Annotated in this window: 16 protein-coding genes and 1 tRNA gene; 6 read left to right on the top strand and 11 right to left on the bottom strand. The window is 68.5% G+C overall.

The features are described from left to right. Positions 1-138 precede the first annotated feature (138 nt). Positions 139-1,431, top strand: coding sequence for a serine--tRNA ligase (gene serS, locus EAO73_RS32835; protein ID WP_147975110.1), 1,293 nt, complete (start codon positions 139-141; stop codon positions 1,429-1,431). A gap of 39 nt (positions 1,432-1,470) precedes the next feature. Here the strand turns inward: serS and EAO73_RS32830 are convergent, their stop codons facing one another. Beyond that, entirely contained in the window at positions 1,471-1,746 is a 276-nt protein-coding gene (locus tag EAO73_RS32830; protein WP_147975109.1) for a hypothetical protein, read from the bottom strand. Between the two features lie 594 nt (positions 1,747-2,340). On the opposite strand from EAO73_RS32830, the gene EAO73_RS32825 reads away from it, so the two are divergent. After that, complete coding sequence (locus EAO73_RS32825) at positions 2,341-3,786, top strand: hypothetical protein (RefSeq protein WP_147975108.1); 1,446 nt, start codon at positions 2,341-2,343, stop codon at positions 3,784-3,786. Between the two features lie 290 nt (positions 3,787-4,076). Here the strand turns inward: EAO73_RS32825 and EAO73_RS32820 are convergent, their stop codons facing one another. From EAO73_RS32820 to EAO73_RS32780, 9 genes are all read right to left on the bottom strand, one after another. Further along, entirely contained in the window at positions 4,077-8,957 is a 4,881-nt protein-coding gene (locus tag EAO73_RS32820) for a DEAD/DEAH box helicase (RefSeq protein WP_224756543.1), read from the bottom strand. Between the two features lie 297 nt (positions 8,958-9,254). Next, positions 9,255-9,890, bottom strand: coding sequence for a histidine phosphatase family protein (locus EAO73_RS32815; protein ID WP_147975107.1), 636 nt, complete (start codon positions 9,888-9,890; stop codon positions 9,255-9,257). After that, entirely contained in the window at positions 9,883-10,632 is a 750-nt protein-coding gene (locus EAO73_RS32810) for an SDR family NAD(P)-dependent oxidoreductase (RefSeq protein ID WP_147975106.1), read from the bottom strand. Before EAO73_RS32810 ends, EAO73_RS32815 begins: the two co-directional genes overlap by 8 nt. Next, positions 10,617-11,753 carry a hypothetical protein gene (locus tag EAO73_RS32805; RefSeq protein WP_147975105.1) on the bottom strand — a complete coding sequence of 379 codons (1,137 nt, stop codon included), beginning with the start codon at positions 11,751-11,753 and terminating at the stop codon, positions 10,617-10,619. The genes EAO73_RS32810 and EAO73_RS32805 overlap by 16 nt, the downstream gene beginning before the upstream one ends. Next, positions 11,750-12,898 (bottom strand): glycosyltransferase family 9 protein, encoded by a 1,149-nt coding sequence (locus tag EAO73_RS32800; RefSeq protein ID WP_147975104.1) that lies wholly within the window; start codon positions 12,896-12,898, stop codon positions 11,750-11,752. Before EAO73_RS32800 ends, EAO73_RS32805 begins: the two co-directional genes overlap by 4 nt. Further along, positions 12,895-13,470 (bottom strand): phosphoribosyltransferase family protein, encoded by a 576-nt coding sequence (locus EAO73_RS32795; protein WP_147975103.1) that lies wholly within the window; start codon positions 13,468-13,470, stop codon positions 12,895-12,897. Before EAO73_RS32795 ends, EAO73_RS32800 begins: the two co-directional genes overlap by 4 nt. A gap of 46 nt (positions 13,471-13,516) precedes the next feature. Further along, a complete protein-coding gene (locus EAO73_RS32790; RefSeq protein ID WP_147975102.1) occupies positions 13,517-15,316 on the bottom strand; it encodes a DUF4254 domain-containing protein in 1,800 nt (599 codons plus the stop codon). Further along, positions 15,313-15,960: a hypothetical protein gene (locus EAO73_RS32785; RefSeq protein WP_147975101.1), complete on the bottom strand. Its 648-nt coding sequence runs from the start codon at positions 15,958-15,960 to the stop codon at positions 15,313-15,315. Before EAO73_RS32785 ends, EAO73_RS32790 begins: the two co-directional genes overlap by 4 nt. 3 nt (positions 15,961-15,963) lie before the next feature. Then, positions 15,964-16,431, bottom strand: coding sequence for an NUDIX hydrolase (locus EAO73_RS32780; RefSeq protein ID WP_147975100.1), 468 nt, complete (start codon positions 16,429-16,431; stop codon positions 15,964-15,966). A 213-nt stretch (positions 16,432-16,644) separates the two neighbouring features. Between EAO73_RS32780 and EAO73_RS32775 the strand changes: the two genes are divergently transcribed. The 4 genes from EAO73_RS32775 to EAO73_RS32760 are packed head-to-tail and all read left to right on the top strand — an operon-like array spanning position 16,645 to position 19,745. After that, positions 16,645-17,778 (top strand): helix-turn-helix domain-containing protein, encoded by a 1,134-nt coding sequence (locus EAO73_RS32775; RefSeq protein WP_412075781.1) that lies wholly within the window; start codon positions 16,645-16,647, stop codon positions 17,776-17,778. A gap of 25 nt (positions 17,779-17,803) precedes the next feature. Beyond that, positions 17,804-18,373 carry an isochorismatase family cysteine hydrolase gene (locus EAO73_RS32770; protein WP_147975098.1) on the top strand — a complete coding sequence of 190 codons (570 nt, stop codon included), beginning with the start codon at positions 17,804-17,806 and terminating at the stop codon, positions 18,371-18,373. A gap of 4 nt (positions 18,374-18,377) precedes the next feature. Beyond that, on the top strand, positions 18,378-19,292 hold the full coding sequence (locus tag EAO73_RS32765) for an FAD-dependent oxidoreductase (RefSeq protein ID WP_147975097.1): 915 nt from the start codon (positions 18,378-18,380) through the stop codon (positions 19,290-19,292). A 24-nt stretch (positions 19,293-19,316) separates the two neighbouring features. Further along, a complete protein-coding gene (locus tag EAO73_RS32760; RefSeq protein WP_147975096.1) occupies positions 19,317-19,745 on the top strand; it encodes an NUDIX hydrolase in 429 nt (142 codons plus the stop codon). Between the two features lie 280 nt (positions 19,746-20,025). On the opposite strand, the gene EAO73_RS32750 is transcribed toward EAO73_RS32760, so the two are convergent. Continuing rightward, positions 20,026-20,113 (bottom strand) — tRNA-Ser (locus EAO73_RS32750). Positions 20,114-20,187: the final 74 nt, after the last annotated feature.

Genomic DNA, 20,187 nt, shown 5'->3' with positions numbered 1-20,187 from the left:
GAAGTCCGGATGTGGGTGGCACCGAACAGCCGGGGCGGCCCCGTCGATAATCCGGATCGCACGGGTTGCTGTGATTGCTACCGTCGGTCCCACAACGCACCGACCCCACCAGCCGGACCAGAAGGACGGACCTTCCTCATGCATGATGCCCGCGCCCTGATCGACATGGGTGCCGAAGCGGTACGTCGGCTCGCTCGTCGCGGATACACGCTGGACCTGGCCGCACTGGAGAACCTCCAGTCCCGGCGGAACCAGAACATCCGCTCGGCCGACGAGCTGCGGGCGGAGTCCAAGCGGGTGGCGAGCGAGGTCCAGCAGACGGCGAAGGCCGGCGGTGACATCAGCAAGCTGAAGGAGCGGGCCCGCGAGCTGAAGGACGAGATCCGGGAGATCGAGGCCGGTCAGGAGCAGGTCCAGGAGGAGCTGCGCGACCTGTTGCTCAGCATCCCGAACCTGCCGGCCGACGAGGCCCCGGACGGCGACAGCGACGCGGACGCGGTCGAGGTCAGGCGCGTGGGCACGCCGCCCGCGTTCTCCTTCGAGCCGAAGGACCACGTCGACCTCGGCGAGGCGACGGGCATCCTCGACTTCGCCCGCGCGACCAAGCTCTCGGGCCCCCGCTTCGCGGTCACGCGCGGTGCGGGCGCGGCCCTGGAGCGCGCCCTGGCGACCCTCTTCCTCGACCTCCACACCCGCCGCCACGGGTACGTCGAGCACGCGGTCCCCTACCTCGTCACCCGTAGGACGATGACCGGCACCGGACAGCTCCCGAAGTTCGAGGAGGACCTGTTCAAGACCGGCGTCGCGGACCGCGAACTGTTCCTCATCCCGACGGCCGAGGTCCCGCTGACCAACCTGTACGCGGACGAGATCGTCCCGCCCGCCGAGCTTCCCCTCGCCTTGACCGCGCAGACGCCGTGCTTCCGGTCCGAGGCGGGTTCGTACGGGCGCGACACCCGGGGCCTGATCCGCCAGCACCAGTTCTCCAAGGTGGAGATGGTCCGCATCGTCGACCCGGCGGAGGCCCGCGCCGAGCTGGAGCAGATGGTCGGTCACGCCGAGGCGTGCCTGAAGGAGCTGGGTCTCGCCTACCGCGTCGTCATGCTCGCCGCCGGCGACACGGGCTTCTCGGCCCAGCTCACGTACGACATCGAGGTCTGGATCCCGAGCCAGAACACGTACCGCGAGATCTCCTCGGTCTCCGACTTCGGTACGTTCCAGGCCCGTCGCGCGAACATCCGCACCCGCGACGAGAACGGCAAGCCCAAGCTCGTCGCCACCCTCAACGGTTCCGGCCTCCCCATCGGCCGCACTCTGGCCGCCCTCCTCGAACAGTGCCAGCAGGAGGACGGCTCGCTGGTGCTGCCGGAGGTGCTGGTCCCGTACCTCGGCTTCCGCCGGATCGCGGCGGACGGGACGCCGGAGGCGTAACAGGGCCTCAGGGGGGCTACTTCCCCAGCCGGACAGGCCTCACGGTCTGTCCGGCTGCTCCCGCCCACGGAACCCGGTGCAGTCGCACATGTCCCCGGTCGCCCGCTGGCTGTTGCCGTAGCTGTCGTTGTTCCAGCTGTGGTGTCCGTACTCGTGACGGCAACGGCCCTTCGCCTCGTCGTGCTTGGGCTGCTCGTGCCCGCACGAGGCGCACAGCGGATGGAGGACCACGGGCGCCACGATGGACCCGCTGCGCAGGATCAGCACCACGGCCACGACGGCGCCGACGACCGCGACCCCGCCCACGACCCCCATGACGTGCTCGGCCCCATGCCCTGCCGCCGTTGTCAGCGCGGATCAGCCCCGATCGACGGCATCCACGCTACGCGAGAGGGCTCTACGACCGGGCCCGGTTTTCGCGGGCGGACGCGGCGTCCGCGATATGGAACGGTGCTTGTCCAGGGGGAGTTGGACACTAGGATCCATGCTCATGACACACGGGGCGGAGGGGACGGGCAGCGCATACGCATCCGTCCTGCTGGTGATCCGTCGCCACGTCGACTGCTGTCGGCAGTCCAGCGCGCTGTGTCGCTGACGTAACCGGCCGGCGCCCGAAGGCGCGGCCTCCGAAGCCTCTCCGCTTCCCCCTGCGGCCCCTGCCGCCGCCCTCTCGCCGCTGACCGCCTCCGGTCCGTAGTGCGCGGACCGGGGCCTGTCGTGCCTTCCCGTACTGGGGCCCTGCGGTGCAGGGTCCTTCCAGCACGGGATCCCGTACTGGATCCCGTCGTGGATCCCCGTACGGGAGGAGCGACGTCCCGGCGGCAGAGGCACCGCTCTCCGGCCCCGCAGGCCGCCCGCCCGGCCTCTTCCCGGCCGGTCCGTGCGTTACTCGCCCGATTGGACATTGCCATGCCGCGTTCCTCGTTGTTCCCGCGCGCCGCTGTGCTCGGTGCCGCCGCCCTGCTCGCGCTGGGGTCCGCGTTCCCGGCCCAAGCCGCCACGGGCTTCGACCCGTTGCCACCGCACAATCCGTACGCCGGGCCGCAGGGCACCGCGACCATGCACGGTGACACCGGCTCCTCGGACGCCACCCCGCTGGCCGGGCCGGGAGCCGGGTCGCTGACCTCCAGGCGCGTCGCCCTGCAGTCGGCCTGCCCGACCGTCCTGGTCGGCTCCGACGGTTACCCGGTGGCGCTCTGCACGCCGATCCTCGGTCAGGTGCCCACCGTGCACCTGCTCGACCCCGCCACGGGGAACTCGCTGGCGGAACTGCGTATCGCCAAGGGCTCACTGCTCGGCGGGGTCTACGCCTATCTCGACGACCAGGACCGGCTGGTGGCGGTGGACGGCGACCGGGCCCTGCTGCGTATCGCCCACCGCCGGACCGCGTCCGGCGGCTGGGAACTGTACGTCGCCAGTTCGCTGTCGCTGGCGTCGGCCGTGCCGGAGGGGGACGCGGTCACCGGGGTCTCACCGGACTGGAAGGGCCGGGTCTGGTTCGCCACCGGCGGCGGGGTCGTGGGCACCGCCGACGACCGCACGGGCGCCGTCCACGCCCTGACCCTCCCCGCGGGCGAACGCGTAGACAACTCCATCTCGACGGCGCCCGCCGGTACCGCCGTCGCCACCACCCACGCCACATACCTGCTCACCGCGGCGGACGACGGCACCCCCGCCGTCGCCTGGCGGCAGCCGTACGACCGAGGGCCCGCGCGCAAGCCCGGCCAGCTCAGCCGGGGCACCGGCTCGACCCCGACGTTCTTCGGCCCCCGCACCGGCACCGACTACCTCACCGTCGTGGACAACGCCGCCCCCACCGAGAACCTGCTCGTCTACCGGGCCGACACCGGCGCCCAGGTGTGCTCCGTCCCCGTCCTCCAGGCCGGTGGCAGCGGAAGCGAGAACTCCCCGATCGGCGCCGGCAACTCCGTCTTCGTCGCCAGCACCTACGGGTACCCCTACCCCGCGCTCCCGGACGACGCCGGCCCCTCCACCCCTGCCGCCGCCGACTTCGAGGGCGGCCTCAGCCGCGTCGACGTCCGCGCGGACGGGTCCGGCTGCGACCTGAAGTGGGACACCACGGTCCGCTCGTCGGCCGTACCCCGCCTCTCCACCGCCGACGGCCTCATCCACACCATCATCCGGACGCCCGCCATCCCCTTCACCCACACCACGTCCATCCTCGACTCGTTCCTCTACGCCACGATCGACCCCGCCACCGGCAGAACGGTCCGCACCCACTACCTCGGCACCAGCGCCCTCTACGACACCCTGCAGATGGTCGGCTCCATCGCCCCCGGCGGCGTGATCTACCAGGGCACCATCACCGGCATCCTCCGCATCACCAACGGCTGACCGGGCCAACGCGCCTGAACCCGAACGCGTCGAAGGCCCCCGCAGCAAGCTGCGGGGGCCTTCGACGTATTGCCCGGTGAGAGCAATGGCGGAGGATACGAGATTCGAACTCGTGAGGGGTTGCCCCCAACACGCTTTCCAAATGTTCGTACGGGGGTCCGGCGGGGGTCGTGGGCGTCCTGACCTGCGGCGGAGCGTTCGGGGTGACCCCGTCCGGACGGGCCAGGACGGGGGTGAACGCAACCAGAACTGCAACCAGGCCGCCGCTCTGGCGACTCTCGGGCGGACTCCTAGTCGACGATGTCGAGGGCCGGCAGCGCGTCCACGATCTTCATCGTCTCCAGGCTGACGGTCACGATCCGCTTGAGGAGGTCGATGATGTACCGCGGGTCGTCGGACCAGTCATTGGGGTCGTTGGTGATCTCCGACGCCTTGTCGACCTTGACCTGGTAGCGGTCGATGATCCACTCGATACCGGACCGGGCCCCGAGCTGGTAGCGGTATGCCTCTTCCGGGATGTTGGTGAGAGTCACCCGGTGGTTGTAGACGATCCTCGAGCGGTCCGGCTGCCCCTTCACCTTCGGAATCTTCATCTTGGTGACCCGGTACAGCTCGCTTGCTGGAGTGGCCGACGTGTCGCCAGAGACCTGTTCCTTGATGCCGCCGTACGGCTCCACCTCCTCGTAGTTGACGTGGAGGTGGGCCAGCTTGCGCCCCGCCTGAGAAAAGCCGTGGAAGTCTCGCGCCTTGGGGATGCGAGGCAGGGACTTCTTCAGGTCGGCAGCAAATTGGGTTCGATACTCCGGCGAGTGCAGCAAAGCATAGGTGCAATAGAAGACGTCGTCCTTTGTGATCGCGTCGTCGTTGTAGCTCGCCCGGAAGTCGCGGAGGGCCGCGTCCGTAATGTTGTCGACCTGCTCGTAGCCGGTCTCGTCTTCGGCGGCGGCGAAGAGGTCGTCACCCTTTCCGAGCTCACGATAGCTGTATCGTGGGAAGAATGAGCCGCCACTTCCTGCGCCAGTTACGTGACGATTCGGAACATGGTCGAGCATGAGAGCGGAGAATGGCACGGCTGATCCGTTACCGACGACATAGAAGCCGAAGTTTTGGTGCGCCCCCGCGGGAAAGAACGCCGGAAGTTGGTAGGTTGAATTGTTCAGTAGCGAGTCGAAGTAGAGGTATTGCTTCGAGAAGACGCGGTAAGTGGAAGTGGTGACCATCTCCGGGGAGAATGTGTACTTCTTGCCCTTAGGGATCCTGGTCTTGTCGGCATGATTCCAGCTGATCCGCTTCGGGTCGGTGTCGATCCAGGCTTCGACTTCCCTAATTCCAGGGGAGACAAGGCCGGTTTCCGTGGCGTGCTGCCTGAAGTTGTCGACCTGCTCGTTGTAGAACTCGATCATTGAGTCCATGTTCTCCCCCACCTTATCGGCGGAGAAGTTGTACGCCCATGGGTCACGGGAGGTGTCGACGCCGTTCGAGTAGGCGGCGAAGATCGGGCGAGCCCGATTGGTCTTATCCCTTTCGCCGATAGCTTGGAAGGCTGCAAAGCGGTCGTTGCGCTGGTTGATCCAATCTCCATCGGAGTTCGGGGTGATCAGCTGCCAGGGGACAGTGTTCAAGTTCTGCCCGCTCAGGATTGCCAGCTTTTCCTCGCGGCTGAGGCAGTCGCCGATATCGCGGTAGTAAAGGCGGAGGTTCCCGGCCGAGGGTGAATCCTTAGCTCCCTTGATAAGGATGAGGATAGCAACGGTGTTTCGGCTTCCCGACCCGAAGATCTTTCCTCCTTCCTTCCGGGACTGCTCGCCTGCGGTTCGCTGGTTTCCGCGCAGGTTATAGCAGTAGATGGCGTCAAACTCGTCGGCTAGGCACCTGCGCAGGCCATCCGCGCTGGTTCCGTCGATGTAGCCGCCGTTGGATACAAAGGCGACTACCCCCTCATCCTTGATCCGGTCCGACGCCCAGCGGATCGCCCTGATGTAGGAGTCATATAGCGAGTTCTTCAGAGTTGCTTTCGACCTCGCGACGTAGGTCTCCGCGATTCGTCCATCCAGTGCTTCATACTTCAGGTTCTGATTGTTGTCGTTCATGCTGTCCTGCCCCGTTGAGTAGGGCGGATTGCCAATTACGACTGTGATGCGCTGCTTTTGCTGCCTTTTCGCGCGGTCGCTGTTGCCTTCAAGCACGTCCATGCCATCGAGCTTTGCGGTGCCTTCCGCCAACTGAAAGGTGTCGGTGAGGACGATGCCTTCGAAGGGCTGGTAGTCGTCGCCAGCGAGGTCATGGAAGGCGGCTTCGATGTTGATGGCAGCGATGTAGTAGGCGAGAAGCACGATCTCGTTGGCGTGCAGCTCGCTCGTGTACTTGCGGAGCAGGTCCTCGGGGTTGACGAGGCCGGACTGCAGGAGACGGACGGGGAAGGTGCCAGTACCGACGAAGGGGTCAATGATCTGGACGCCTGCATCGGAGAGAGAGCGGCCAAGGTGCTTGTTCAGGGCCTGCTCGGTGGCTCGCAGGATGAAGTCGACAACTTCGAGCGGGGTGTAGACGATGCCGAGGGCGTCGGCGGTCTTGGGCAGGGCGGTCTTGAAGAACTTGTCGTACAGCTCGACGATGACGCGCTGGCGGCCTTCGTGGTTGTCGATGCCTTCGGCTCGGACGCGCACGGACTGGTAGAAGCTCTCCAGGGTCTTGGCCTCGGCATCCAGGCCCTGGTCGTCGAGGATGTCGAGCATGCTCTGCATGGCCTTCGAGACCGGATTGTGCTCGGCGAAGGCGTAGTCCTTGAACAGTGCGTCGAAGACCGGCTTCGTGACGATGTGCTGGGCCAGCATGTCGATCGCACTGTCGTCGGTGACGCCGGGGTTTATGGTGGCCCGCAGCTCGGCGACGAACTCCTTGAAGGCTGCCTGCTTCTCCGGGATCTCCAAGGCGGCCTTGATCCGGGTCACATGACGGTCGGCGATCTGCGCGATGTCCTTGGCCCAGTCCTCCCAGTAGTGGCGCTCGCCGACCTTGTCGACGATGCGGGCATAGATGGCGTCACGCCAGTCGCTGATGGAGAACAGGGCGTCCTGGACGTGCTGGGCGGCCTGAGCCTCCTTGGCCTTGGCCTCCTGGGCGCTGTCCGCGGTGCTGGAACCGTCCTGGTCACCGACGGTCTCGTCATTGGGCCCGATGGCCCCGATGCCGATCTTGTTGTCGGGCTTGTGCTTGTTGAGCTCGATCTGGTTGACGGTGGCGTTGAAGCGGTCATCGTGGGCGCGCAGGGCTTGGAGGACCTGCCAGACGGTCTTGAAGCGCTGGTTGTCGGCGAGGGCCTTCTCCGGCGGCATGCCGGCCGGCACGGCGACGGGCAGGATGATGTAGCCGTAGTTCTTGCCGGGGGCCAGGCGCATCACGCGGCCGACGGATTGGACGACGTCGACGACGGAGTTGCGGGGGTGGAGGAAGAGGACGGCGTCCAGGCTGGGGACGTCGACGCCCTCGGAGAGGCAGCGCGCGTTGGACAGGATGCGGGCCTGGTTCTGGCCGGGATCCTGCTTGAGCCAGTCGAGCAGGCGGTTCCGCTTCAGGGTGTTGAAGGTCCCGTCGACGTGGTCGACCTCGCAGTGCAGCACATCGTCGTCGGCGTCGTCGTACGCGTCGACGACTTCGTTGAAGCGTTCTGCGATGGACTTGGAGTCCGCGATCGACCGGGCGAAGGCGACGGCCCGCTTCATGGGAGCCTCGTCCTCGGCGAAGCCGGAGCCGTCGGCGAAGGTGCCGGTTCGCTTTGCGAGGGCGTTCCAGCAGCCGATGATCTTTGCGGCGTCATCGAGGCCAAGCTCGGACGATCCGCCAGCCATGCCCTGCTGCAGGGTCTTGGCGACGACGCCCTCGTCGATAGTGAGGATGAGGACCTTGTAGTCAGTGAGCAGGCCCTGCTCCACAGCCTGGCCGAACCCGAGGCGGTGGAACTCCGGACCGAACGTCGACTCGTCGTCCATCGAGGCCAGGACCGCGTCGGCGTTCTTCGCGTCGGCCTTGGTGTCCTCGTTGTAGATGCGAGGGGTGGCCGTCATGTAGAGGCGGCGGTCACCAGCGAGGTAGTCGTTGTCGTGGACGCGGACGAAAGCGGACTCGTCATGGCCGGAGAGTGTGACACCGGTGGTCCGGTGGGCTTCATCGCACAGGATGAGGTCGAAGCTGCCCAGGCCCTTTTTCTGCGCCTCGGCGATCGTGGCGATCGACTGGTAGGTGGAGAACACGACCGTCAGGCCGGGGCCGGCCTCCACGCTGGCCATCTGCTTGATCAGGCGGTCAGGGTCGGTGGTGGCGGGCAGGGCCAGGTCGTGGGTGGCCATGTCCTGGTCGTCGGTTTGGGACTGCCCCCTGCCGACCTTGACGTCGGAGCACACTGCGAAGGGGCGCAGCGTCAGCTCGGTCTCGAAGGACCACTCGCGCAGCGTCTGGGACAGCAGGGCGATAGACGGGACCAAGAAGAGGACGGCGGTGTGGTCGCCTTCCCCAGCCGCCGCTCGCTCTTTCTGGAGCCGCTCGACGATCTTCAGGCCCGTGAACGTCTTGCCCGTGCCGCACGCCATGATCAGTTTGCCGCGATTGTTCTCCGCGAACCCGGCGAAGACGGCGTCGATGGCCTCGCGCTGGTGCTTGCGCGGGCTCTTCTTCGTCTGGAGGCTCAGCTCGAAGGGCTCGTTGGCCGCAGGCATGTACCACTCGACCGGGCTGTTCGCGATGTCGGACATGCCGAGCCGGGTAACAGGGATCTGCTGATCAGCCAGCGCGGCCTCGGCGTGCACGCTCCACTTCTCCGTCGTGGAGATGATCATGCGACGGGTGAAGCCGCCCTTGCCAGAGGCAGTGAAGAAGGAGTCAATGTCCTCCTTCTGGAGTGTGTGGCTGGGGTCGTAGAACTTGCACTGGATCGCGCAGAAGCCGCCGGTCTCCCGGTCCTGCGCAACCAGGTCGATGCCCGTGTCCCGCTTGTCGTGCTCGGTGCCCGGCCAGTCGGCCCACATCCACACGCGAGTGAACTGTTCGGTCCACTGGGGATCGGTGCTGAGGTACTGGAGCATGAGCTCCTCGAAGCGCGTACCGCGGTCGCGGCTTCCGTCGACGCCGTTACGGATCGCCCTGATGACGTCGTGCACCGTCGTGGTCGTGGCCACTGCGCCTCGTTCCCTAATAGCAAGCGACCCGCCTGGCCGCGAGCCGCAACACTTCCCAGAGTCAACTGGGAACCCTACTGCCCTAACCAGCATCGGTACCGAGCGCGGCTGATTCCGCACGTACGGTGGCGGAACTGCCATTGGCCGCCCGTGCCTGGATCCACTCCTTCCCATGACAACTGCACCAGATGTGGGAGGGGCGCAGCGTCCGGCCCCGCTGCTGCTGTAGCTCCGCGCTGTGAACGGTCCTGGCCAAGAGGGCCGGAGACATTGGGTGCGCTGGAAGGAGACGCAAGATTAGGAGGGGTCTCTCGGGGACCGCCACGACTGACCGGCCGTCCTACTGGGCGGGCCGCTTGAGGCGGACGCCGCTCGTTGGGGTGCGGGAAGAAGCCGATGCTCGGCGAAGCGCCAGGGGACCTTCGCGGCGGTGACGAATGCGGCGGGGCCTTCTGGCAGGTGCGTGAGGACGCCCAGGAAGAGTGTGTGGGAGACCGCCAGGAGAGGGCCGTGGCGTTGGGCGGTGTGGTGAAGGAACGTGGCGCAGTGGCGGGCGCGGGTGTGGAGGTCGGTGAGGCTTTCGCCGTCTTCGCAGCGTAGAGACGGATTGGCGAGGCGCCGGGCCCGCCAGGCGCGATAGACGGGCGGGTAGGTCTCGGCGCTGCGGCCGACGACGACGCTCGGGGCGCGCCACTCGGCGAGGAGGCCGGAGGTGGCCACGATCGGCAGGCCCGTGAGGTGCGAGACGAGGGTGGCGGTCTGGCGGGCACGGGGAATCGGGCTGGTGACGATCGCGGTGATGCCTTCGGGGAGGGGAAGCGAGCGGCACACTTGGTCGCGGCCCTCCATGGTGAGAGCGGCCTCGTGTGGGGCGTGGTAGCCGGGGCGGTGGCCTTCGTAGGCGCCGTGGCGCATGAGCCAGATGTCAGCCAAGGATCCAGCCTCCGTCGACGCGCAGGGTCTGGCCGGTGATGAAGCCGGCGTCCTCAGTGGCGAGGAAGGCGACGGCCGCGGCGACGTCTTCCGGTCGGCCCCGGCGTTGGACGCACTGGCGGGCGAGCTGGCGGACGGTCATGGCTTCCGGGTCGTCGACGACGGCGTCTTCGGCGGGGACGCGGATCGAGCCGGGAGCGACGCAGTTCGCGGTGACGCCGGCGGGGCCGAGTTCGCGGGCGAGGGCGCGGGTGAGTCCTTCGAGGCCGGCCTTGGCACTGATGTAGCCGGCGAGCTCGTGGCGGCCCGCAGCGGCGAGGACGGAGCCGATCGTGATGATCCGGCCCCAGCCGGCTGCCGTCATGCCGGGGGTGAGTTCGTGGGCGAGGAGATAGTGGCTGGTCAGGTTGGTGGCCAGAGTGCCCTCCCAGTGGGTCGGTGTCGTCTCCGGCCACGATCGGCGCGGGTAGGCGCCGGCGTTGCTGGCCAGGATCTCCACCGGGCCCAGGGCCTCTTGGGCTCGACTGCACAGGGACCGTACGGCCTCGGCGTCTCGAAGGTCTGCCGAGAGGGAGATGCAAGAGGGGAGGGAGGCTGAGAGCTCTCCTGCCGTTCGGTCGTCGTCGAAGTGGGCGAGCGCGATTGTGGCGCCGTCGGCTGCGAGGCGGCGGGCGATGGCCGTGCCGAGGCCGCCGGTGGCTCCGGTGACCAGGGCGGTGCGGCCGTTCAGGGGGCCGGGCATGACGACTCCAGGGGGCAGAAGTAGGTGGCGGGGTCGAAGGCGGGGCTCATCGCTTCGGCGAGCCGGGTGAGGAGGACGAGTCGGTCCGCTGGGGCCAGGTCGGCGAGGTTGTAGACGCCGAGGATGCGCATGGCCAGGTAGGGGCGGAGAAGATTCGCCAGGTCGGCGCCGGGCCAGAGACGGTCGGCGACCGGTCGTACGAGCTGGTTCCAGTACGTGGTCACGGCGGCACGCCGGGGAGCCGCGAGCCGTGGGGCGTAGTCGATGCGGATGGTGCTCGTGGTGTGCTCGATGTCCGCTCGTCGGATCTCGGGGGTGTTGTCCGGGACGCGGGCGAACGTGGCGGGGTGGTCGGCGAAGGCCGCCGGGTTGTACGTGGGCACGAGCCAGCCGCCGAGGGTGGAGGCGTACCAAAGGAAGTTGGCGAACTCGCCGGGGATGCTGTTCATGCCGGCGGTGTCGTAGTCGAACCAGGCGAGCGGGTGGGCGAGGTTGACGTCGGTGGGGTCGCCCTGGGTGAGCGCTGCCCAGACCGGTTGGGTCGCGGCGAAGTGGGCCCGGAGCCAGCGGAGGGTGGCGACCCAGTCCAGGTGGTGCCGACGGCCGTTGATGTTCAGGGTGTAGGTGTCGAGGCGGGAGACCGGGACGTCGATGAGGCCGTCGGCGATCAAGAAGTCCCTACCGCCGTAGTACTCGTCGAGTCGGCCGCCGGGGGCCGCACGGTCCCAGTACAGCTTGCGGACCACGCTTGTTGGGTCGGTGGGCGTCGCCGTCGCGAGGATGGCCTCGCGGTACGCGGCGGTGAGCTGATCCATGTAGGCGCGGAGGTCGCTGCTCGGCTCGTCGGCGTTGAGGAGATCGAGCAGGAGCCCGTGGTCGGTGCCGCCGGGCAGACGCTCGTACGCGAGGAGCCGCCCGCCCGGCACACGCAGGTGGGCGTGGAGAGTAGGCACCCGGTAGTGCGGGGCCAGACGTGCGTGCCCGCGAACCTCGGCGCGGCTTTCCACCGGGTCGCGCGTGTACTTCAGGAGCAACGGGCGGCCGAGGAGGTCGACGGGACAGAGCAGGTTGCGGGTGAAGCGCCGCACCGGGCCGAGCCGCCGAGGGCTGCGGAGGGTCATGGCCGCACCCCGTTGAGCAGTTCGAGGCACACTCGGGCCAGTTCGGCGGGCGGGAAGGCGTCCATGTGAACGTCGACGTCCGGGGGAATGGCGTCTCGCACGGGGCAGAGGTCGCCCTGGTGCATGCGGTCGGACAGGTCGGTGGCGATGGCGTGGTGGTGGGGGAGCCCGGTGCGCCACTTGCTGTGGCTGTGGCGCGCGTACAGGCCGATGACGGGCCCCTCTGCGGTGCGCGTCATCGCGGCGAGGTGGGTGAGGCCGGTGTCGTTGCCGACGATCAGGTCGCAGTGCGGGAAGAGATCGGCGAGCTGTTCGGCCGGCACCACGTTCAGGTGGAGCACCTGAACGTGGCGTCGAGGGGCCTCTGCGCTGACGCGAAAGCCGCCTTCCGGGGCGCCGCCGATGAGCAGCAGCCGGGCCTGTGCTTGCTGGGCTTCGGCGATCTGCTCGGCGAGGGCGATGTACCGCTGGGCGGTGTAGTCCTTCCGGTCCGGCCAGCTGGTGGCGGTGATGGCGGCGATGGTCAAACCGCCCAGCCAGCCCACCGATCGCAGCTCCTCCACGAGATTGTTCGGGCCGGTCGCGAGCGTCGGCGCGAAGGGAGCCGTGCCGGGGAGGCGGATACCGAGGCGGCGTTCCAGCGCCAGGTAGTGGCGGGCCGGCAGGTCCGGGTGGGCGCGGCCGTCGCTCGACCAGCAGGGCGGGGCGGCTGGGTCGAGTACAAGGCTCACCACTGCCTCGGAGCCGTACGCCTCGATCCCCGCGCGGTCTCCGATCACAGCGCGTCGACCGTGGGGCGTGGTGACTGGGGGTTGAGTGATCAGCCCGGTCCGGGCGATCAGCCCTGCGTACGGCCCCACCGCCCGGACGGACGTACGAACAGACCGCAGCCGCAGCCAGTCGAGCACCGCGCGTACCCCCGACAGGGCGAGGAGGGTGTCTCCGAGCTTCCCCTCGAAGGCCACCACGACCTCGCCGCACCCGCTCAGGCGGTGGACGAGCTCGGCGGAGGCAGTCAGCGGGAGCGGCGCGCCGAGGGGGACGCTGCCACGGTCGTACCCCAGCGGGGTGGTGTGGACGGCCCCGGCGGGGACGACCACGGAACCGTGGTGGAACCGGACCCCTGGCGGCGCGACCGAGCTCACGCCGGACCGTCGATCGTGGTGAGCGCGACCAGCGGCAGCTCGAGCTCGTCGAGCAGGGCGCGGGCTCCGCGCGTGGTGTCCTCCACCAGGCAGGCCGCCGCCAGCGGGACGGCGCCGGCCTCGCGGAGGCGGCGGGTGAGGTCGGCCAGGGTCCGACCGGTGGTGATCTCGTCGTCCACGATGACGATGCGCTGTCCCGGAGCGATGCCGTAGGCGAAGACGTCGGTGCGCATGGCGTGCGGCTCGCTGAAGCGGACCGCGCCGTCCAGGGGGAGATGCAGCTTCCAGGCGATCTTGTAGGGGAGGCGGGCGGCGTCGGCGAGGGAGACGGTGGGCAGGATGCCGCCCGCGTCCAGGCCCAGGAGGAAGTCCACGGAGCCGGCGCCGTCCGGCAACTGCTCCTGGACCAGACGCCACAGATCGGCCCCCGTGCTGGCGAGGGTGTCGGGATGTACCGGGCTTTCCAGGCCGTCCAACGAGTGGATGACCCGCTCGCGGCGGCTCGTGGCTCCGACGCTGAGCCGCTCGACGATTCGGGCGGAGAAGGGCGGCACGGTGAGGATTTCGGGCATGACGAAGCTCCTGTCGGTGGAAAGGGGAGAAGGAGAGACGCGTGGTTCAGGCGGCGAGCTGGAGCGCGTACCAGGTGAGGAGCTGGTCGACCGCCGCGGTGATGGGCTTGAGCACGAGCTCGGTGTCACCGGTACGCCAGGCGTTCGCGACCTCGGCCAGAGGAGGGACCGCGAGGGCCGTCAGGCCCGGCATGCGGGAGGCGGCGGCGAGGATCCGGTCGGGGCCGGACTCCCACTGGTTGTGCTCGCGCAGGAGAAGGCGGCAGGCGAGCACGAGGTGCTTGTAGAGCTGCCGCAGGGCGGTCGTTCCCTCCGCAGTACGCAGACGGCGCATGGTGAGCATGACCTGGGGCAGTTCGCGGACGGCGGCGAACGCGAGCTCGTCCCGGCTGATCGTCGGAAGTTCGAGGTCGGATGCCGCGTGCAGGACGGGGCTGCCCTGCTGGAGCTGGTGAAGGACGAAGGCCAGGCGCGGAGTGATGCGTCGGGCGGTCAGTTCTCCGGACGTGACGAGGGTGGGGCCGAGCGAGGCCGCACTGCCGAGGGCCGTCCGGTACTGCTCCAGGGCCTCATGAATCCCGCCGATGACCTCGTGCTCGGCGATCACCATGAGGTCCAGGTCGGACCAGCCGGCGATCCAGGTTCCCTCTCCGAGGCTTCCGGTCAGGGCGACGAGCCGGACGCCGGATCCGTACGCCCGCACCGTGTCGGTGAAGTCGGCCGTCGCCGACGCGACTGCTGCCGGAAGACCGAGCCCGTACGGGGTGGCCACGCGCAGCGCAGTCGTGGAGGGCGGGGCGGCGATGCGCCGGAGGCGGGCGCGAAGGGCCGCGATGCTGCCGGTGTTGTCGATGACGTGGTCGGCCAGAGCGGCGACCTGATGGGCGCCGCGGCTCATCTTGATCTCGTCCTTCGCGGCGACGGCCTGAGCCGGAGTGCCCGACCGCTCGACGCGTACGGCGAAGGAGGCGTCCAGGTAGACGATCTGGAGCGTGTCGCCCATGAGCTGCTTGAGCTCGGCGATCGAGGCATCGTCGTGGACGGACTCGATGGTGAACAGCTTCGTGTCGACGTGGGCGTCCGCAAAGCGGTTCAGCTCGCCGAGGAGCAGTTCGGCCTGCCGACGGGCCGAGAGTGCGTACGGGTCCGCGAGCCCTTCCCGGTGGGCTGCCTGCCGTAACAGGAAGCCGATCTTGAGGCGTTGGGCTCCGCAGGTCCGCTGGACGAACTGTGCGCTGGTGCTCTTCCCGCACTCACTCAGCCCGCCGAAGGCGAGTACCTGGCGCAGATGCCGACTCGGCTTGATCTCTGCCGGAGCGACGTCCTCCCGCCCGTACAGCTTGAAGCGGGCCGGCACGGGGAGCCGACGACGGCCGGCGACGACATCGGAGACCAGCGCGTCGAGAGCGGCGCAGAGCTCCTCACGTTGCCCGTGAAGGGCCGGGACACGTCGTGCGGCCAGTTCGTCGCGGCTCGCCGCACGCTCGCTGTGCCAGATCCGCAGTGTCAGCACCGACATGCGGTCCACGACGGAGGCGAGCGTCTCGGTGTGCAGCGGCACATCGGCACGGCCCGCGTCCACCAGCGAGCCGAGCACTTCGTCAGCCCGTTCGGCGAGGGCATTGCGTTCGGCGTTGAGCTGGTCGATCTCTCGCTTGCAGTCGGCGACCTGGGCGGCGGAGAGCAAGGTGCTGCGCACCCGGTCCTCGGTGTCCCACAGACGCCCGTTGACGGTGTGGAGCCGGGTGACGGTGTCGTCCAGGCGGTGCCGGTCCTTGTCCTGGAGGGTGGCCATGGCGCGGGTGAGCCCCGGAGGCAGCACCAGGGGCGGGGAGTTCTGAGTCATCGGGGACTCCCGTCGATGAGTGGAGTGAGGCCAAGGTGATCGAGTACGGCGCTGTGCACGTCGTCCAGGGAGCGGTTCTCGCAGTCCACGACGGCGGCGTACGTGCCGTGGCCGGCCTGGTGAAGCAGAACAGCGTGCAGTGTCTTCTGATAAGCCGGGTAGATCCCGGTCCACGGGCGGCCCTCGCGGGCGCTGGTGATGGCGTAACTGCGCTCGGCGTCGAAGGACGCGAGCAGCAGCACCGAGGTCTCCGATGCGGTGGCGCGCGAACCCGCGATATCCGTTACGGTCTTGAACGCCTCGCCCACCGTCAGCCCGTCCTTGACCACGCATGTCGCGGTGGCCACAGCGAGGAGCATGGGCAGGCCACGGTCCAGCAGCCCCGTACGACCGGACTCGCGTGCGGCGGCCCGCTTGGCGTGACCGACGAGGAGCATCTCCGTCAGCTCGACCGTCGTGGACGTCTCGAACCACCACCGGGCGTAGTCGCCGGCCGCTACCCGCGCCCACGGCTCGGGATCGTGCTCGTGGACAGCCCCCAGCGGCTGAAGGACGTGTCGGCGCGCGGCCAGCCGATCGAGATGCGTCGTCTTGCCCACGTTGTCAGGGCCGTTGAGGCTGACGAAGTCCGGTAACCGCTCCATCGCTCATGCCTCGCGGATCGGTGTGTCGAGGACGGAGGTGATCGCGGCAGTGTTCGTGGCGATGAACTCGGCCAACTCAGGCGGCATCAGGTTCAGCTCACGGACGGCCTGGGCGGTGAAGGGCACCCGGACCACCTCGTACTCGCCCCGCTCCGGCTTGTCGAACTCGGTGCCCGTCCGTGCGGCCAGGTCCATCGACTCCAGGCGCGCAGCGAAGATGTGCTGGACTCCGACGCCTCCCTCCAGCGCGTCGGTGATGAGGTGCACGAGCTCGGAGCGCTCCAGCTTGCCGCCCAGCTCCTCGAACACCTCCCGGTGCAGCGCCGCCTCGATGGTCGCGTCCTCTTCCTCGACGCCTCCGCCGACCGACACCCAGTACGGCTCCCTGCCCGGCTTGGTGCGCTTGATGAGGACCAGTTCGTCGCCGTCGAGAAGGATGGCGCGGGCGTTGCGCTTGATGATGTCGGTCATGCCGTTTGCTCCTTGGGTGTGTAACCGGAGAGAACGGGCGGAGGGGCGCATTTTGGCTGTGGCCACTTTCCCCGGTTCGTGAATACAGCATGGTGCAAACTGATCGCTGAGTGTGACGCACAGGTGCTGCAGCAATGCCGCAGTTATGCCGAACAGGGCTGCTCGCGCAGGGTGCTTCGGCGTTTCACCAAGTGACGGACGGGGGGTACGACGGTGGTGACTGTGCAGAGATGGTCCGGCCGCGAAGCACGGCTGCTGCGCGAAGCCCTTCGCATGAGCCTGCGTGACTTCGCCGCCTACCTCGGAGTCAGCGACCGGACCGTGTCGAACTGGGAGGGTGGCGGTGCGGGTTACCAGCCGCGTGCCGAGTCCCAGGCTGTGCTCGACACCGCGCTCGACCATGCGTCGGGCGAAGCGCAGACGCGGTTCGCGGCGGCGCTGGGAACGAACGGTGCTGCGCCACCCGCGACAGGCCGCATCGAAGTCGACTCTCACAAGTTCCTGCCAGTTTTCATCGGCGTCGAGCGCGCCGGCCGCCTCCGCGCACACATGAGACCGAGTACGCACGACGAGTGGCTGGAGTCCTCCTCGGCCCGTGTCGACCACCCCGAGGCACAGGAGTGCATCCTTCACGCCTTCGCGTGCGGGGTGGCTGTCTTCCACCTCGTTCAGCCGCACCAGCCCGCCGCGCTCACCGACCTTGCGGTCTGGCGGTACCGCTCCTACGCCTCCGACCTCCCCTGGGCGCGGGACAAGCTCCGCGACCTCCTGGACGAGGAACCCGCCGGCGTTCCCAACCCTGAGTACGTCCTCTCCCTCTACTGGCTCATCTCGGGCCCCTGGTCCGGCGACGCCCACGACACCGCACTGCGCCTGTTGTCCACGCCCTCTGTCCTGGTCGACCGCGGCGCCCCGGACGGCCCCGCTCCTCTGGGCGGTGCGGTCGAGGAGTCTCTCCTCGCCACCGGCTTCGACCACCCCGACATCGTGTCCTTCGGCGTACGGGGTGTGTCCACCGCCTACGCGGGCTGGTCCGGCGTCGCCTACGCGTCCCACTCCCGCGAGCGCAGCCTCACGATCGACGAGTTGGTCACCTGCGAACTGACCGTCCAAGCCCTCTGGTGTTTCACCCGCCAGGTGCAGCAAATGATCGAGGACGGCCAGGACCCCTTCATGCCCGAGCAGTACGGCTGGCGCTTCCTGCGTGCCGCCTCCTCCCGGCTCACCGCCGCCCGAGCCCAGGAGACCGCTCAACACGTTCTGATGCGGGAGGCCATCATGAAGACCAGCGGGCTGGCCGAACGGCTGCGCGCCGCGCAGGACGCTCTGCGAGAGGGCGTCGGGTGAGAACACAGGGCAGGAGAAGCAACGGATGGACATCGGCAGCGCCGCGCTGGTCGTGATCGACATGCAGAACGGCTTCGTGAACGAGCGAAGCCGCCACGCCGTGCCTGCGGTCTCCGATCTCGTCGCCCAGTGGACCGGCGCCGGCCGACCCGTGATCTTCACCCGGTACTTCAACTATCCGGACAGCCCGTACGAGCGCTTCTTCCAGTGGCGCCGACTCCAAGAACCACCTGAGACCGAAATCGTCCCCGAACTCGCGGAGGCGGCAGCCCGCGCGCACGCGGTCGTCGACAAGACCGGCTACACGCTCTTCACCCCCCAGGCAGCCGAACTGGTCCGCGGGGGCGGCTGGACCGACCTCGTCTTCTGCGGGATCGCCACCGAGAGCTGTGTCCTGAAGTCCGCGGCCGACGCCTTCGAACATGGCTACGCACCCTGGATCGTCACCGACGCCTGCGCCAGCGACGCCGGTCCTGACGTACACGACGCCGGACTCGTCGTCGCCCGCCGTCTGATCGGAACCGGCCAGCTTGTCACCACGGACCACGTGGTCGGCCAACTCACCGCGTGTGCCGGGGCCCCGGTGCTGGAATAGCTGCATGGGCGACACGCTGTACGACACCGACCTGATCATCATCGGCGGCGGACCCGCCGGGTGCGCTGCCGCACGTATGGCCGCCAGCGTCGGCATGGGCTCGATTCTGGTCGAGCCGGACCGGCTGTGCCGGAACCTGTACCGGATCCCAGCCCTGAACAACGTCCTCGGCGGCTACACCAGCGGCCCCGAGCTGGCGGACTCCATCGTCGCCGAGCTGAAGGGCACGGAGCTGTGTCGCCTCGAACTCGGTCGGTACGTCACCGAGCTCCGCGCCGACGACGACCAGGTGACCGCCACATTGGACACGGGCGCTTCTCTCACCGCCCCGCACGCCGTCGTCGCCACGGGTGTCGGCCCTCTCCAACCCAGCGACGCGCCCTGGATCACCGCCCCCGCCGGCCTGTCCCTGCCTGCGCTCTGGCAGGCCGACGCCGTCGACGCCCAAGGCCGGACCCTCCTCGTCCTCGGCGGCGACCGCCCGATTGGCACTTTCCTGCGCGCACACCCGACCACGGACACGCGCCTCCTCGTGGCGTACCCGGCGGCCGACGCGTACAAGATCGACGAGATCCGTGAGGACTCCCGGGTCACGCTCCTCCCCGTCGATCACCTGGCGCTGCACGGCGGGGAAGGCGCCCAGCTGTCGGCCGAGGCAGTGGGACAGGACGGTATTCACCGGACGATCACGGCGGACGCGGCCTTCCTCAGCCTGGGAAGCGCCCCCGCAGCCCCACCCGGAGACCTGACCCGCGGCCCGGACGGATACTGCCCGCCCACCGACCAGCAGCCCCGTCTCCTCGTGGCCGGCGACCTCCGCTCCACCCGCTTCCAACGGATCATGACCGCCCTGGGCTCCGGTAGCGAGGCGGCGCTGCACGCGTACTACGCGGCCCGGCACCTGCCCATCAAGGGGTGAGGCCACGGTGTTGCGCGTCAGGGGATGGCTCTTGGAGGGGGAACCCTTGTGACCAGTAGGGCAGAAGTGGCGGTCGCTGCTGCCATAGTCGCTCGGGACGCGCGCGTTCTGCTCGTACAACGACGCGTGACGGAAGGCGCCCTCTCATGGCAGTTCCCGGCAGGAAAGATCGAACCCGGCGAAACACCCGAAGAAGCCGCCGTACGTGAGACCCAAGAAGAGACCGGACTACGGGTGGCCCCACAAGAGTCACTGGGGTGCAGAGTGCACCCTCTGACGGGTCGGGAGATTCACTACATCGCATGTCGGCCCGTCGGGGGCGAGGCGGCCATTGCGAGCGCTGGTGAAGTGGCCGACACGGTCTGGGCCACACTCGGTGAGATTCCTCAGTACGTGCCGTACGGGCTGTTCGAGCCGGTGCAGCGCTACCTCGACGCCGCCCTGCCGGCGTGAGCCCTGCCGGGCATGCGCCCTTGAAATGCCACGAGTGTGCGGCTGGTGCGGCATCACCGTGGAACACGCCGCCTCCGCCGCTCTGGGATGCCCGCCGTGGGAGCTCGGGCTGTGCGCCGGCTGCGGCCAGATGATGCGGCGCTACGGGCTGAACGCCGCCATGTACTGCAACGTGTGCCGGTCCGTCCTCAACGGGCGACAGCTGGAACTGCAACCACATACGTCGAAGGCCCCCGCAGCAAGCTGCGGGGGCCTTCGACGTATTGCCCGGTGAGAGCAATGGCGGAGGATACGAGATTCGAACTCGTGAGGGGTTGCCCCCAACACGCTTTCCAAGCGTGCGCCCTAGGCCACTAGGCGAATCCTCCGCGGCAAACAATACAAGACGTTGAGGAGTGCTCGCGAACCCGTTCCCCGGGGAGGGGGTCCGGGGGTGCGGGAG

The organism is Streptomyces sp. col6 (assembly GCF_008042035.1).
Lineage (GTDB): Bacteria > Actinomycetota > Actinomycetes > Streptomycetales > Streptomycetaceae > Streptomyces.
Note: the sequence above shows the minus strand (reverse complement) of the source record. Positions and strands in the feature narration are given on the sequence as shown.

Excerpts from the sequence above, each read along its gene's own strand:
- EAO73_RS32780 (WP_147975100.1), bottom strand. The coding sequence starts at position 16,431 with ATGACCGACATCATCAAGCGCAACGCCCGCGCCATCCTTCTCGACGGC.
- EAO73_RS32825 (WP_147975108.1), top strand. The coding sequence starts at position 2,341 with ATGCCGCGTTCCTCGTTGTTCCCGCGCGCCGCTGTGCTCGGTGCCGCC.
- serS (WP_147975110.1), top strand. The coding sequence starts at position 139 with ATGCATGATGCCCGCGCCCTGATCGACATGGGTGCCGAAGCGGTACGT.
- EAO73_RS32795 (WP_147975103.1), bottom strand. The coding sequence starts at position 13,470 with ATGCCCGAAATCCTCACCGTGCCGCCCTTCTCCGCCCGAATCGTCGAG.
- EAO73_RS32785 (WP_147975101.1), bottom strand. The coding sequence starts at position 15,960 with ATGGAGCGGTTACCGGACTTCGTCAGCCTCAACGGCCCTGACAACGTG.
- EAO73_RS32810 (WP_147975106.1), bottom strand. The coding sequence starts at position 10,632 with ATGCCCGGCCCCCTGAACGGCCGCACCGCCCTGGTCACCGGAGCCACC.
- EAO73_RS32790 (WP_147975102.1), bottom strand. The coding sequence starts at position 15,316 with ATGACTCAGAACTCCCCGCCCCTGGTGCTGCCTCCGGGGCTCACCCGC.
- EAO73_RS32765 (WP_147975097.1), top strand. The coding sequence starts at position 18,378 with ATGGGCGACACGCTGTACGACACCGACCTGATCATCATCGGCGGCGGA.
- EAO73_RS32770 (WP_147975098.1), top strand. The coding sequence starts at position 17,804 with ATGGACATCGGCAGCGCCGCGCTGGTCGTGATCGACATGCAGAACGGC.
- EAO73_RS32760 (WP_147975096.1), top strand. The coding sequence starts at position 19,317 with ATGGCTCTTGGAGGGGGAACCCTTGTGACCAGTAGGGCAGAAGTGGCG.
- EAO73_RS32805 (WP_147975105.1), bottom strand. The coding sequence starts at position 11,753 with ATGACCCTCCGCAGCCCTCGGCGGCTCGGCCCGGTGCGGCGCTTCACC.
- EAO73_RS32830 (WP_147975109.1), bottom strand. The coding sequence starts at position 1,746 with ATGGGGGTCGTGGGCGGGGTCGCGGTCGTCGGCGCCGTCGTGGCCGTG.